Annotated in this window: 18 protein-coding genes; 9 read left to right on the top strand and 9 right to left on the bottom strand. The window is 63.7% G+C overall.

Annotated elements, in window-relative coordinates; genetic code table 11:
• Window positions 1-93: 93 nt before the first annotated feature.
• Entirely contained in the window at window positions 94-858 is a 765-nt protein-coding gene (locus M9H71_RS13495; protein ID WP_455405489.1) for an efflux RND transporter periplasmic adaptor subunit, read from the top strand.
• Window positions 859-949: 91 nt separating this feature from the next.
• On the opposite strand, the gene M9H71_RS13500 is transcribed toward M9H71_RS13495, so the two are convergent.
• From M9H71_RS13500 to hemB, 3 genes are all read right to left on the bottom strand, one after another.
• On the bottom strand, window positions 950-1,726 hold the full coding sequence (locus M9H71_RS13500; RefSeq protein ID WP_455405490.1) for an arginyltransferase: 777 nt from the start codon (window positions 1,724-1,726) through the stop codon (window positions 950-952).
• 68 nt (window positions 1,727-1,794) lie between these two features.
• Complete coding sequence (locus M9H71_RS13505; protein WP_455405491.1) at window positions 1,795-2,325, bottom strand: RDD family protein; 531 nt, start codon at window positions 2,323-2,325, stop codon at window positions 1,795-1,797.
• Window positions 2,326-2,492: 167 nt separating this feature from the next.
• Window positions 2,493-3,545 carry a porphobilinogen synthase gene (gene hemB / locus M9H71_RS13510; protein ID WP_455405492.1) on the bottom strand — a complete coding sequence of 351 codons (1,053 nt, stop codon included), beginning with the start codon at window positions 3,543-3,545 and terminating at the stop codon, window positions 2,493-2,495.
• A 194-nt stretch (window positions 3,546-3,739) separates the two neighbouring features.
• Here hemB and M9H71_RS13515 point away from each other — a divergent pair, with 194 nt between their 5' ends.
• The 7 genes from M9H71_RS13515 to M9H71_RS13545 all read left to right on the top strand — a co-directional run bounded on the left by M9H71_RS13515 (window position 3,740) and on the right by M9H71_RS13545 (window position 8,411).
• A complete protein-coding gene (locus M9H71_RS13515) occupies window positions 3,740-4,204 on the top strand; it encodes a DUF6163 family protein (protein WP_455405493.1) in 465 nt (154 codons plus the stop codon).
• A gap of 73 nt (window positions 4,205-4,277) precedes the next feature.
• The gene (locus M9H71_RS13520; RefSeq protein WP_455405494.1) at window positions 4,278-5,843 is read left to right on the top strand and encodes an AMP-binding protein; all 1,566 of its coding nucleotides are present in this window, start codon (window positions 4,278-4,280) and stop codon (window positions 5,841-5,843) included.
• 353 nt (window positions 5,844-6,196) lie between these two features.
• Window positions 6,197-6,712 carry a transcriptional regulator LdtR gene (gene ldtR / locus M9H71_RS13525; RefSeq protein WP_164601360.1) on the top strand — a complete coding sequence of 172 codons (516 nt, stop codon included), beginning with the start codon at window positions 6,197-6,199 and terminating at the stop codon, window positions 6,710-6,712.
• Between the two features lie 211 nt (window positions 6,713-6,923).
• Window positions 6,924-7,151, top strand: coding sequence for a hypothetical protein (locus M9H71_RS13530; RefSeq protein ID WP_455405495.1), 228 nt, complete (start codon window positions 6,924-6,926; stop codon window positions 7,149-7,151).
• 15 nt (window positions 7,152-7,166) lie between these two features.
• Entirely contained in the window at window positions 7,167-7,382 is a 216-nt protein-coding gene (locus tag M9H71_RS13535) for a hypothetical protein (RefSeq protein WP_455405496.1), read from the top strand.
• Between the two features lie 18 nt (window positions 7,383-7,400).
• Window positions 7,401-7,964, top strand: a complete 564-nt coding sequence (locus M9H71_RS13540) for a DUF4142 domain-containing protein (RefSeq protein ID WP_455405497.1) — start codon at window positions 7,401-7,403, stop codon at window positions 7,962-7,964.
• 45 nt (window positions 7,965-8,009) lie between these two features.
• Window positions 8,010-8,411, top strand: coding sequence for a group III truncated hemoglobin (locus tag M9H71_RS13545; protein WP_455405552.1), 402 nt, complete (start codon window positions 8,010-8,012; stop codon window positions 8,409-8,411).
• Window positions 8,412-8,605: 194 nt separating this feature from the next.
• Here the strand turns inward: M9H71_RS13545 and yghU are convergent, their stop codons facing one another.
• Window positions 8,606-9,484 (bottom strand): glutathione-dependent disulfide-bond oxidoreductase, encoded by an 879-nt coding sequence (yghU, locus tag M9H71_RS13550; protein ID WP_455405498.1) that lies wholly within the window; start codon window positions 9,482-9,484, stop codon window positions 8,606-8,608.
• Between the two features lie 274 nt (window positions 9,485-9,758).
• On the opposite strand from yghU, the gene M9H71_RS13555 reads away from it, so the two are divergent.
• A complete protein-coding gene (locus M9H71_RS13555) occupies window positions 9,759-9,965 on the top strand; it encodes a hypothetical protein (protein ID WP_012496141.1) in 207 nt (68 codons plus the stop codon).
• A gap of 121 nt (window positions 9,966-10,086) precedes the next feature.
• Here the strand turns inward: M9H71_RS13555 and M9H71_RS13560 are convergent, their stop codons facing one another.
• From M9H71_RS13560 to vapB, 5 genes are all read right to left on the bottom strand, one after another.
• Entirely contained in the window at window positions 10,087-10,452 is a 366-nt protein-coding gene (locus tag M9H71_RS13560) for a cupin domain-containing protein (RefSeq protein WP_455405499.1), read from the bottom strand.
• A gap of 269 nt (window positions 10,453-10,721) precedes the next feature.
• Window positions 10,722-11,168 carry a hypothetical protein gene (locus M9H71_RS13565; protein WP_455405500.1) on the bottom strand — a complete coding sequence of 149 codons (447 nt, stop codon included), beginning with the start codon at window positions 11,166-11,168 and terminating at the stop codon, window positions 10,722-10,724.
• Window positions 11,169-11,453: 285 nt separating this feature from the next.
• Entirely contained in the window at window positions 11,454-11,585 is a 132-nt protein-coding gene (locus M9H71_RS13570) for a type II toxin-antitoxin system VapC family toxin (RefSeq protein ID WP_455405501.1), read from the bottom strand.
• A gap of 27 nt (window positions 11,586-11,612) precedes the next feature.
• Window positions 11,613-12,011, bottom strand: a complete 399-nt coding sequence (gene vapC / locus M9H71_RS13575) for a type II toxin-antitoxin system tRNA(fMet)-specific endonuclease VapC (protein ID WP_455405502.1) — start codon at window positions 12,009-12,011, stop codon at window positions 11,613-11,615.
• The gene (gene vapB, locus M9H71_RS13580) at window positions 12,011-12,244 is read right to left on the bottom strand and encodes a type II toxin-antitoxin system VapB family antitoxin (protein WP_455405503.1); all 234 of its coding nucleotides are present in this window, start codon (window positions 12,242-12,244) and stop codon (window positions 12,011-12,013) included. The genes vapC and vapB overlap by 1 nt, the downstream gene beginning before the upstream one ends.
• Window positions 12,245-12,358 lie beyond the last annotated feature (114 nt).

Here is a 12,358-nt window from a genome sequence, read left to right on the forward strand (position 1 = left end):
TGCATCTTCATTGTTTCCGGATTCGTCGCCCTCCAAGCTTGGAGCCATTACGAGCGAACGCCCTGGACTCGCGACGGGAGAGTCAGCGTTGATGTGGTCCAGATCGCGCCGGAAGTCTCGGGGACGATCCGCACCGTGCCGATAGTCGATAATCAGTATGTGAAGCGGGGTGACGTCCTTTACGAGATCGACCCGGAGCGGCTTCGGCTGGCCGTAGCGCTGGCAGAGGCTGACGTCGAAGCGAAGTATCAGGATATGCTGGTGCGGCAAGCCACTGCCCAGCGTAAGCAGCAACTCAAACTCAACGACGTGGTCTCACAGGAAGCGCTCCAGCAATCGAGCGGCGCAGCGGCCATGGCGACTGCGGCCTATCAGGCGGCGATAGCGACACGCGAGCTGGCCAAACTCAATCTTGCACGCTCGGTCATTCGCTCCCCCGTCGATGGCTATGTCACCAATCTGAAGCTGCGACCCGGCGATTATGCGACGGCCGGCACCACCAATGTTGCGATCCTCGACGGAGCGAGTTTCTGGATCACCGGCTATTTCGAAGAGACGAAGCTCCAGCAAATCCGTGTGGGGGCTCCGGCGCGGGTCAAGCTGATGGGCTTCGATCAGCCGGTGGCTGGCCATGTCGAGAGCATTGGTCGGGGCATCGAGAACAGCAACGAAACACCGGGTCGTTTCGGGTTGCCGAATGTGGCGGCAACGTTCTCCTGGGTGCGACTAGCCCAGCGCATACCGGTCCGCATCCATCTCGATCGCGTGCCTTCCGGCGTCGAGCTGGCGGCGGGCATGACAGCAACGGTCGAAATTATTCCTGCAGAAGTCGAAGCGAATGCGGGGCAGAGGTCTTGAATGTGGGCTCCCGCTTCGCGGTCTTGTTGGCTCGCCGTGATGGAGCGGAGACGGACCAAGATACTGGACGCCCGCGACCGGGAGGCCGCGGCTAATCCTGTGGCTCGGACTGCATTTCGCCCGATGCGTCGACGCGCAGCCAGCCGCTCGGCGCCAGCCGCTGTTGGGGGAGATAGCGGCCCTTGTAGTCCATCTTCTTGGAGCCTTCGATCCAATAGCCGAGATACACGTAAGGCAGGCCGAGCCGCCGGGCGCGGGCGATGTGATCGAGGATCATGAAGGTGCCGAGCGAGCGGTGCTGCTCGTTCGGCTCGTAGAACGAATACACCATCGACAGCCCGTCGACGAGCACGTCGGTCAGCGCCGCAGCAATCAGCTCGCCGCCGCGGCCGCTGATGCCGGTGTCGGGAGTGCGCTTGCGATACTCGATCATCCGGGTCTGGACATGACTGTCCTCGACCATCATCGCATAGTCGAGCACCGTCATGTCGGCCATTCCGCCATGGCGATGGCGTTGGTCCAGATAGGCGCGAAACACCGAATACTGCTCCGAAGTCGGAACCGGATTGCGCTGCTCGCCGACGATGTCGTCGTTGCGGGCCATCAGCTTGCGCTGGTTGCGGGACGGCTTGAACTCGTTGGCGATGACCCGCACCGAGACGCAGGCTCGGCACTGATCGCAGGCCGGACGGTAGGCGATCGACTGGCTGCGACGGAAACCGCCGTGGGTGAGCAGGTCGTTGAGCTCACCGGCCTTGTTGCCGACCAGGTGGGTGAACACCTTTCGCTCGTGCCGGCCCGGCAGATACGGGCAGGGCGAGGGCGCCGTGAGATAGAATTGCGGGGTATCGCGCGAGTGCTGGGTCACGTCGGGTCGTCGGCCTCCAACGTGCCCAGCATCGCCTTACGTCCGCCGCCGGTCAATCGCTTTCGCCCTTAGTAGGAGCGCGCCGGCTGCGCGGCGGGCACGGTGCTGTTGATAATCACAGTTCCGAGCACGATGTCGTGCAGCAGGCGCCGACGGCCATTGAACAGGCCGACCAACAGCACCAGCGGTGTCAGCATCGACAGCGACAGCCAGAACAGGAAGGCGTGCGCCGCGCCGAGCACGAAGTAGCCGGGCTCGCCGGTCCAGGTGGTCAGCTCCAGGCCCATGGTCCGCATGCCGATCGTCGCCGAGTGTGGGCCGCCGAGCGAGGCGCCGTAATACACCAGCGCCCAGATCACCGACAGCGGCGACACCAGCCAGAACAGCGTCCAGCCGATGCCGAGCGTGACCAGACCGAACATCGCGATGAATACTGTGACCACCACGATCGGCACGGTCAGCACCACGAGATCGATCAGGAACGCGAACACGCGCTTGGTCAGCACGCCCTGAAACACTTCCGGATTGAGCCAGGGATCGAACGCCGCCGGCCGAACTTCGCTGCCGTGCCAGCCGCCACTCCCGCCATAGTCAGCCATCAGCCTGCTCCCCGTTGCACGCCCCCGAACCGGAGCGATCGTCCGGTTCGACATGGCGACGGTTCGCACGCCTTGCAAGGCTGCCGCGACATTACAAACTGTTCACCGCTCCGCCCCAGCCAGCCCAGCGAATCAGCGAGGGCGGGGCGCTGGAGAAGGCCGGAGCCTCAGCCCTGCTGCCTCAGCTTCTCGGCTGCCTGCGGGGCGAAATAGGTCAGCACGCCGTTGGCGCCGGCGCGCTTGAAGGCGAGCAGGCTCTCCATCATCGCGCGGTCGCCGTCGAGCCAGCCATTGTTGGCGGCAGCGGCGATCATCGCGTACTCGCCCGACACCTGATAGGCGAAGGTCGGGACCCCAAAGGTCTCCTTCACGCGGCGGACGATGTCGAGATACGGCATGCCGGGCTTGACCATCACCATGTCGGCGCCCTCGGCGAGATCGAGCTCGACCTCGCGGATTGCCTCGTCGGTGTTGGCCGGGTCCATCTGATAGGTGCGCTTGTCGCCGGTCAGCGCCTTGGCAGAGCCGATCGCGTCGCGGAACGGGCCGTAGAAGGCGGACGCGTACTTCGCCGCATAAGCCATGATCTGCACGTCGAGATGGCCAGCGGCATCCAGCGCTTCGCGGATCGCGCCGATGCGGCCGTCCATCATGTCCGAGGGCGCGATCACGTCGCAGCCGGCCTCGGCTTGCACCAGCGACTGCTGCACCAGCACGGCAACGGTCTCGTCGTTGAGGATGCGGCCGTCCTCGATCAGGCCGTCATGGCCGTGGCTGGTGTAGGGGTCGAGCGCGACGTCGCACAGCACGCCGATCTGCGGGAATTCCTTCTTGATGGCGCGGACGGTCTTGCAGATCAGGTTTTCCGGGTTGGCGGCTTCGGTGCCGTGCTCGTCGCGCAGCGACGGCTCGGTGAACGGGAACAGCGCGATGCACGGGATGTCGAGCTTGGCGGCGCGTTCGGCGTCGCGAACGATCTGGTCGACGCTGAGTCGTTCGACGCCCGGCATCGAGGCGACCTGAACCCGCTGGTTGGTGCCGTCGACCACGAACATCGGCCAGATCAGATCGTCGGTGGTGAGGACATTCTCGCGCACCAGGCGGCGGGCCCATTCGGTCTTGCGATTGCGGCGCGGACGGATGGTGAGATCGAGCGGGGGAGCGGCGGGCCGAGTCGAGGGGTCACGAATCTCGATGGGACGGCCGAACTTGATCGCCATGGTGCCAACTCTCCCTGCAGGCTCTGCTGTGTTCATGGAAAGTAGCATTTTGGCACCCCCGCGTCACCGCACTGTTGATTTGGCGCAATCAAAAGGTTCCGCCGCGATCACAGCCGATTGATTTTGCTGGCCGAGCGGGCCAAGACTCGCACTCAGACCGCACCGCACCACCACCGATCCGGTAGCCGAGCCGCATGTCCGAACTTCCATCACGCGAACAGCCGCCACGAGATCAGGCGATTTCGGTCGCGGCGATTTCGCCGGAGCGGCCCGACAACCACGAGAACGACTGGACGCGCCGCTTGGTGCTGTTTCTGCGGGTGATGGCGGTGCTGTCGGTCGTCAAGGGACTCTACCATTGGGCGCAGATCACCGGCTTCGTCGGCGGTGAAGACGACGGGTTCGAAGTCCAGACCATGGCCTGGCAGACTGCCACCGTCTATTTCGCCGTGATCGAGCTGGTCGCCGCCGTCGGACTGTGGCTGGCGACGCCGTGGGGCGCCGTGGTGTGGCTGACGACCGTGGTGTCGATGGCGGTGATCGAACTGATGTTCCCGTCGATCTATGGCGGCAGCCTTCTCGTCGTACTCGGCGAGGCTCTATTGCTTGCCGCCTATCTCGGGCTCGCCTGGATGGCGGCGCGCGAACGGCCGCCATAGGCCATCGACAACCGCCGCCGCAATCAGGGGGGCGGCGCCACGGCAACGAAAATCACAACAAAAGGGGGAAACCATGGACCAGCTTCATTCCGGCGGCACCGGCGGCAGCTTGATCATCAACGCGATCGCCCGCTACGGCGACCGGCCGGCGATCGCCGACGGCAGCATCCGCTGGAGCTATCGCGAGCTCGGCGAGGCGATCGGCCGCTTCATCACGCTGTTTCGCGACTGCGGCCTTGCCAAAGGTAGCGCGCTGTCGATCCTGTCGTCGAACCGCGCGGAGTCCTGGGCGGCGATCTGCGCAGCGACCGTGATGGGAATGCGCTACACGCCGTTGCATCCGATGGCGGCCGAGGACGACCATGCCTTCATCATCGAGGACGCCGAGATCGACGCGCTGATCGTCGAAAGCGGCAAGTTCGCCGCGCGCGGCGAGGCGATCCGCGCCCGCGTGCCCGGCCTGAAGCATCTGTTGTCGTTCGGGGCGGTGAACGGCGCCCGCGATCTGCTCGATGGCTTCGCTGCGGTTCAGCCGGCCCCGCTGGTCGACGACAGCGCGACGTCCGAGATCGCGTGGCTGGCTTACACCGGCGGCACCACGGGCCGCTCCAAGGGCGTGATGATCCCGCATCGCGCGCTGACCACGATGGCCGTGATCCTGTATTCGGATTGGGACTGGCCCGCCGACATCCGCTATCTGGCCGCCACCCCGATCAGCCACGCCGCCGGCGTCACCGTGTATCCGGTGATGATGCGGGGCGGCTTCACGCGACTTGTGCAGGGCTTCGAGGTCGAGTCGTATTGCCGGGTGGTCGCCGAGGACAAGATCACCGCGGTGTTCCTAGTACCGACGCTGATCTATGCGCTGATCGACTCCGCGGAGGTGAGGGCGCGTTACGATCTGTCGTCGCTCGACATGATCGTGTACGGCGCTGCGCCGATGTCGCCGGATCGCCTGCGCGAAGGCATCAAGATCTTCGGCAACGTGTTCGTCCAGCTCTACGGGCAGACCGAAGCGCCGCAATGCATCACCACGATGCGCAAGGTCGATCACGACGATACCAAGCCCGGGCGTCTCGGTTCGTGCGGCCGGCCCAGCCCGCTGCTCGACGTCAAGCTGTTCGATTCCGAGATGCGTGAAGTCGGCCCCGGCGAGCCGGGCGAAATCTGCGTGCGCGGCACGCTGGTGATGGACGGCTATTGGAAGCGGCCCGAAGCGACGGCGGAAGCGTTCCGCGGGGGCTGGCTGCACACCGGCGACGTCGCGGTGAAGGACGCCGACGGCTATCTCTATATCGTCGACCGCACCAAGGACATGATCATCTCCGGCGGCTTCAACATCTATCCGCGCGAAGTCGAGGACGCGCTGATGGCGCACCATGCGGTCGCATCCGCCGCCGTGATCGGCGTACCGGACGACAAATGGGGCGAAGCGGTGAAGGCCTTCGTGGTGTTGAAGCCTGGCGCCAACAACGATGCCGCCGAGCTGCAGGCGCACGTCAAAGACAAGCGCGGCGCGCCGTGGTCGCCGAAGTCGATCGACTTCGTCGAAGCCATCCCGGTCACCGGGCTCGGCAAGATCGATCGCAAGGTGCTGCGTGCCCCATATTGGGAAGGCCGCAACCGCGGCGTCGCGTAAACGAGCTCACGGCATTTTATTGAAACGCGGTCCGGATAGGGTTGTGAAGACCTTAACCGGATCGCGCACCGCGCGGCCGATCTGTTACGCAGATCTTTCAAATTCGAACGAAGCTGTCTTCAAATGCGACACGGCCTTGCCGGAAAGCCCTGAATCGGCGCCGATCCGTGAATCAAACGTTGCAAAAAGCCCTTGATTTGCAGGCTTAATCCACGATTCACTGTCTTAAATTCATGATCTCTTTATCGTCTTATTTAAGCTGATGTTCAAAGCGGCCCCTTAAGGTGGACCTATCAGACGAGACAGAAGTTTCGTCGAATAAGTCGATCAAAAAAGACGACAGGGGAAGTGTCATGATCAAAGCAGTCGCCACGGTGGCGGAGACCACCGCACCCGCAGCAGCCAACGCGCCGGTCCAGCCGCTCTACCTCGAAGCTCTCACTCTGGTGGAGCGACTGCACCGCCGGCTGCTCGATGTGATCAAGGACGAATTCGACCGTCGCGGCCGCGCCGACATCAACTCGGTGCAGGCGCTGCTGCTCTACAACATCGGCGACAAGGAATTGACCGCCGGAGAGCTGCGTACTCGCGGTTACTACCTCGGTTCGAACGTGTCCTACAATCTGAAGAAGCTGGTCGAGCTCGGCTTCCTCGATCATCAGCGGTCGCGTGTCGATCGCCGCTCCGTGCGGATCCGCCTGACGCCGCAGGGCCAGGAAGTCCGCCACATCGTCGAGGCGCTGTATCAGAAGCACGTCAAGACGGTGGAGCAGGTCGGCGGCATCTCCAGCGAGGAGTTCGCCACCCTCAACAAGTCGCTGCACCGCCTCGAGCGGTTCTGGACCGACCAGATCCTATATCGGCTGTAAGCCGTCCAAACATATGCGCCAACGTCGGCCGGCCATCCGCCGAGCCGCTGCTCGAAGAAGCAAGCCCGCGCGCTGTCAGTCTCCAGACCTGTCGTCCTTCGGCCTCCCCACAAGGGAGGCCGATTTGTTTGCGCCGCCCAATAATTCGGAACCGGACGGAACCATTGCCGCCGCAAACGCTTAACTCTCGGCAAGCCGTTGGAGAAGAACGATGCTGATCGAGCGAGGGCTTCGGGTAATGAACGTGGATCGGATCGGAAAAGCTTACGACATCGCGGCACACTATCTGCGCCGCACCGGCTCGATTCCCGACACCGATGCGACGCACGACGCGCTGCTGGAATCGATCGTCCGGATGTTTCAGCGCGGCGAAACCAATCCGATCCGACTCGCCAACAAGGCGATCTCGAGCTTCGAGTCCGCGAAGATCGCGGCCTGACAACAAGGGGACGACATGCAACGCGCCATCGACCGCGTGATCCAGACTTACGGGCTGCTGACCAGCAAGGAAGCGGCCGAAAATTCCAAGCCGAAGGTGGAGCGCTACATCCGGAAGCTGGTCGAAGCCGGCGAGACCGACGACAACCGGCTCACGGTGTGCGGCCTCGTGTATCTGCGGGAACTTGACGGCAGCAATGATCCGGTGAAAGCTGGCTACACAGGGATGTAGCACGGCAGAGAAACGATGATGATGCGGCTGATCGCGGGATTCGTTGCGGTCTTGCCGGCAATCGTCATCATGACAGGCGTCGTCGCCACCGCGGAGACGCCACAGAAGCACTCGTTGATCGAGTGGATCGGCATCAAGCAGGCGTTCGGCTGGCCGCCGAACGGTGCTGACGTGCTGCGCTACCTGCATCAATTCAATATGTTTCAGGTTCAGGTTGCGGGCCTTGCGGATTCGCGCGGTGACGATGCGCTCCGCCAATTTGCGTTCGCTCAGGCGCAGCTCGCCCGCGAACGCGACCAGGAGGTGTTCAAGCTCAACACCTTCACACTTCTGGCGATCGATTTCCCCAACCGGCCCAACGCCGTGATCAGCAACGAGCTCGCCGGGCTGCGCGGCGCCGTCGGCCAGCGGTTCGTCAGCGATTTCCGGCGCAAGCAGATCGGCATGTTCCGCAGCACCATCGACGTGATGCGACGCTATCTGCTGCACCCCAACAACGACCAGATAAGGCGGTTCACCGCCGAGCAATTGCCGCTGTTCGAACGCGATCTGGAAGCGCTCGAAGCCGGCACGCCGAGTTGACGGGCCGCACTTGAGCGCAGCAGCGACGTGGCTTACATCGAAGCCATGAGCATCGCCCATTCGGACATCGTCACAGACGAGCAGATCGCGCATCTGGTGCGTACCTTCTACAGCCGCGCGCGGAGCGACGAGGTGATTGGTCCGATCTTCGACCGTGCGGTGCACGATTGGGATCACCACATTGCCCAGATCAGCGATTTCTGGTCGTCGATGCTACTGAAGACCGGGCGTTATGGAGGGCGGCCGATGCGGCCGCATCTGATGCTCAATCTTGCACCGGAGCATTTCGACCGCTGGCTGAAGCTGTTCGAAGCGACCGCGACCGAGCTGTTTGCCCCGGAGCTGGCGACCGAGTTCATTATCCGCGCCCGCCGTATCGCCGACAGTTTCGAGATGGGCATCGCGACCAAGCAAGGCAAGGTCGCGGGCCCAAGGCACAGCGTGTAGTTCGGGACCATTCGTTCGCGAGCGCGTGCACCGCCCCGACGTCATTCCGGGGCGCGAACGCAGTTTGCGAACCCGGAATCTGGAGCTTGTGGAAACGTTCGCCTGACCAATCTCGGAATTCCGGGTTCGCGCTACGCGAGCCCCGGAATGACGGGAGGCAGAGGGCGCTGACGTGGTCCGTTTTGTGACGTCGCTTACGACTTTGCAGCCTCGAGCTTATCCTGCGTCTTGGTCTCGAAGTCGCCGGCGTCGTGGCGTTCGTGCAACTGGCTCGACGGATCGCCGCTGACGCGGTTGACGATACGGCCGCGCTTGACTGCGGGACGGGCGCCGATCGCCTTGGTCCAGCGCAGCACATTCTTGTAGCTGGCCACATCCAGGAAGGTGGCGCTGTCGCCGTACAGCACGCCGTTGGCGAGGCCGCCGTACCACGGCCACACCGCGATATCGGCGATCGAGTACTCGGCGCCGGCCAGATACTCAGTCTCCGCGAGCCGGCGGTCGAGCACGTCCATTTGCCGCTTCACCTCCATGGCGAAGCGGTTGATCGGGTACTCCCACTTCTCCGGCGCATACGCATAGAAATGGCCGAAGCCGCCGCCGAGATATGGTGCCGAGCCCATCTGCCAGAACAGCCAGTTCAGGCATTCGGTGCGGCCGGCCGGATCCTTCGGGATGAACTCGCTGAACTTCTCGGCCAGATACAAAAGGATCGAGCCGGACTCGAACACACGCTGCGGCGGGTTCACCGAGCGGTCGAGCAGGGCCGGAATCTTCGAATTCGGATTGACCTGCACAAAGCCCGACGAAAACTGGTCGCCGTCGCCGATCTTGATCAGCCAGGCGTCGTATTCGGCGCCGGTGTGGCCGCGCGCCAGCAACTCTTCCAGCAGGATCGTGACCTTCTGGCCGTTCGGCGTCGCCAGCGAATACAGCTGCAGCGGATGCTTGCCGACCGGCAGCTCCTTGTCATGGGTGGGGCCGGCAATCGGGCGGTTGATCGACGCGAACTTGCCGCCGTTTTCCTTGTCCCAGGTCCAGACTTTGGGCGGCGTGTAGGGGGCGTCGGTCATGCAAGGGCTCCGGATTGGGGTTCGGATTGTCGTTGGGTGGGACCACAGAGATTGGCGAGGCGGGGCCGCATTGCAAGAGGCTCTGAGGCAGCGAGGTCATGCCCTGCAGGCGGTTGCGGCGTCAGCGGGCGGCCCCGGAAGAGCACCGACGCGAAGGCGAGGTTGCGCAATGCCGCTGTCAACCGATTTTCGCCGGGCACAGCGGATTTGATGCGGCCGACGTCATCGCGCTGCGCTACAACGCGGGGCAACGACACAACGGACGATGGACGACATGGACAAGAAGGCGATGCGCGAAGAGGCCGAACGGCTGATGCGCGAGGCGATGGCAAACCGCAACGTCACGGTGAAGCAGGGCGACACCGTGATCAACACCACCTGCGGCAAATGCGGCGCGCCGAACAAGGTCAAGGCCCCGAAGGGCGTTACCCGCGTGGCCTACGTCTGCAAGGAATGTGGGGCGAAGCAGGAGACGCTGTGAGCGCAGCTCGGCAGCCCGGATGGAGGGTTGCGAAATCGACTTGCAAGAGTTCAGAGTCTCGGCAATTCAGGCGTGCTGATGTGCCAGAACGCTTCTCGTCGCCCACACCAGATTATCCCCCTCATATGTTCACCCCCTGCGGCGCCGTGAAGGTGTCGTCGACGACGTTGCCGGTGTTGCGGATTTCGGCGGGTTCGAAGATCATCACTTCGGCTTCGTCGTCGGCCGCGGTGCGGTGTTCGACGCCGCGCGGGACGACAATGTAGTCGCCGGGGCCCATCTCGACGACGTGGTCGCGAAACTCGACGCGGAAGCGGCCTTTCCAGACCAGGAACATCTCCTCGCAATCCTCGTGCAGGTGCCACGGAAACACGCCCTGGACCTTGACGACCTTCAGCTCCTGGCCGTTGAGGCTGGCAATGACCTTCGGGCGCCAGTGCTCGGAGAACGCCGAGAACTTGGTGGCGATCGTGCCTTGCTGGATCATTCGGCGGCTCCTTGTTGCTGGGGCATTGGTGGCGGGAAGCTGTCTCATCGCGCACGACGCAATGTGCGATCGCTCCGGCCGGTTGCTGCACAACAAAGCGGGAGGAGGACCTGCGATCAAGCCCGCGTCGCTTCGCGGGTCTGAGCTACGATTTTGCGGCGGCGCACGCCGCTTCGCTGCGGCGCTTCAGGCCGGCGAGGATGCGGCGGCGGATCAGGCCGCTGAACGGGCGGACGGCGTACCAATACGGCAGCAGTTTTAGGCGAGCGCTACGATCGGGGGCAGAAGGCGCGGGTCTCGGTCGTCAGGCGAATGCGGCCGTCGCTTTGCGCATCGGTCGCGAAGTTGAGCGCGAGCTTGACGAAGCCGGCGCGCTGAAACGCGGCGAAAGCAGCGCCGTCAGGAATGCGGGCGAGGCCGAAGTCGGGACGCCAGAATTGGCCGACCAGTCCGAACACCACTTCGCGGTCGTCGTGCTCCAGCAGGGTGAAGTCGTCGATTCCGAAAACCTTGGGCGAGACTTGCCCGTCGCCGCCGAACGCGCGTGCGGTGCGCATCGGCAGTTCGCGGAGCGCAATCATTGCCCGAAAGAACGGATCGTCCTCCGGCCGGAAGCTGAGAATTGCGGCCAGCACCTTTTCGGCCGGCGCGTCGACCAGGATGGCGTGGCGCTCGTTGAAGCTGAACGCCGGCACGTATTTGTCGATCAACGTCATTGGACGGCTCGAGGCCTTTTTGCGGTCAGCATGGGCGATCTACGATCCGAGCGGAATGGCGCGGGTGCGTCCTGGTCGGGATGCATCGCAGTTGGTTGTAGCCGGCTGCGCTCCTATTGAGGTCCCGTCAAACGCTAAATTCGGCGATCAGGTCCGCCGGAATGGCAGGCTTTTGACTCGTGGCCCCCACCCCCGACCCCTCCCTGCAAGGGGGAGGGGAGCGCTGGCGCATTGCTGGCTGCTGACAATCGGTGCGCCTCGCGGCGCGTATCCGCCCGACGCGAACTAACCGATCTCGGTCCTCGCAAAATCCTCGCCCTTGTACAGCAGCGGTTCGCCGCGGGTGAGCGCCAGGGCGTAGGCGAAGCAGTCAGCGTGGCGGGCTTTGCCGGTGCGGCGCCAGCAAGTCGCCCGCATGTCGCTTCGCTCATGCGGCGACGAGGCTTACACCCAATTCTCCGTCCTCACCCCTGGCATTCGCGCAAACTCGCGCATGTTGTTGGTGACGACGATCAGTCCCTCGCTGCGGGCGTGACCGCCGATCTGCATGTCGTAGGCGCCGCAGGGCGTGCCGGCGCGTTCGAGTTCTGCGCGGAGCTGGCCGTAATGCGCGGCGGCCTTGTCGGCGAAGGGGAGGACGTCGAGGCGTGCCGTGAAATTAGCAATCGTGTCGAGGTTCTCGACGCGGCGGGCTGACTTCTCCGCACCGTAAATCAGTTCGCCGAGGGTGATGCTCGAGATGCACAGTTGCTCCGCCAGCGCGTTGAATTTGTCCCGCAAGGAGGGCGGACGCGTCTTGATGACGTAGATGCAGATGTTGGTGTCGAGCATGTAGGTGAGCATCACAGCGGCTCACGCTCCTCGGCCCCCGGTTGCTCGCGCTCGCTGAGAAAATCGTCGCTGGCGCGCGGACCGCTCAGGAAAAAGTCGTCCCAACGCTGGCCATGCGGCACGATCACGCGACTGCGGCCGATCTTGAGGATGTCGACCTGGTGCACTCCGTCCGGGAAGGCGACAGCCTTGGGCAGGCGGACGGCTTGGCTGCGGTTGCTGGTGAAGACAGTCGAACTCGCCATAGCCACACTCCAATAGGATATCCAATTGGGATATACATACAGCCTGAGCTCTATAATCGCAATGGCCGGGCCGCAGCGCCCCTCCTGCAACTCCGTCGCATCCACCATATCTGG

The sequence above is a fragment of the Rhodopseudomonas parapalustris genome (assembly GCF_053772255.1).

Excerpts from the sequence above, each read along its gene's own strand:
- M9H71_RS13505 (WP_455405491.1), bottom strand. The coding sequence starts at position 2,325 with ATGGCTGACTATGGCGGGAGTGGCGGCTGGCACGGCAGCGAAGTTCGG.
- hemB (WP_455405492.1), bottom strand. The coding sequence starts at position 3,545 with ATGGCGATCAAGTTCGGCCGTCCCATCGAGATTCGTGACCCCTCGACT.
- M9H71_RS13515 (WP_455405493.1), top strand. The coding sequence starts at position 3,740 with ATGTCCGAACTTCCATCACGCGAACAGCCGCCACGAGATCAGGCGATT.
- M9H71_RS13520 (WP_455405494.1), top strand. The coding sequence starts at position 4,278 with ATGGACCAGCTTCATTCCGGCGGCACCGGCGGCAGCTTGATCATCAAC.
- ldtR (WP_164601360.1), top strand. The coding sequence starts at position 6,197 with ATGATCAAAGCAGTCGCCACGGTGGCGGAGACCACCGCACCCGCAGCA.
- M9H71_RS13530 (WP_455405495.1), top strand. The coding sequence starts at position 6,924 with ATGCTGATCGAGCGAGGGCTTCGGGTAATGAACGTGGATCGGATCGGA.
- M9H71_RS13535 (WP_455405496.1), top strand. The coding sequence starts at position 7,167 with ATGCAACGCGCCATCGACCGCGTGATCCAGACTTACGGGCTGCTGACC.
- M9H71_RS13540 (WP_455405497.1), top strand. The coding sequence starts at position 7,401 with ATGATGCGGCTGATCGCGGGATTCGTTGCGGTCTTGCCGGCAATCGTC.
- M9H71_RS13545 (WP_455405552.1), top strand. The coding sequence starts at position 8,010 with ATGAGCATCGCCCATTCGGACATCGTCACAGACGAGCAGATCGCGCAT.
- yghU (WP_455405498.1), bottom strand. The coding sequence starts at position 9,484 with ATGACCGACGCCCCCTACACGCCGCCCAAAGTCTGGACCTGGGACAAG.
- M9H71_RS13555 (WP_012496141.1), top strand. The coding sequence starts at position 9,759 with ATGGACAAGAAGGCGATGCGCGAAGAGGCCGAACGGCTGATGCGCGAG.
- M9H71_RS13560 (WP_455405499.1), bottom strand. The coding sequence starts at position 10,452 with ATGATCCAGCAAGGCACGATCGCCACCAAGTTCTCGGCGTTCTCCGAG.
- M9H71_RS13565 (WP_455405500.1), bottom strand. The coding sequence starts at position 11,168 with ATGACGTTGATCGACAAATACGTGCCGGCGTTCAGCTTCAACGAGCGC.
- M9H71_RS13570 (WP_455405501.1), bottom strand. The coding sequence starts at position 11,585 with ATGCGGGCGACTTGCTGGCGCCGCACCGGCAAAGCCCGCCACGCTGAC.
- vapC (WP_455405502.1), bottom strand. The coding sequence starts at position 12,011 with ATGCTCACCTACATGCTCGACACCAACATCTGCATCTACGTCATCAAG.
- vapB (WP_455405503.1), bottom strand. The coding sequence starts at position 12,244 with ATGGCGAGTTCGACTGTCTTCACCAGCAACCGCAGCCAAGCCGTCCGC.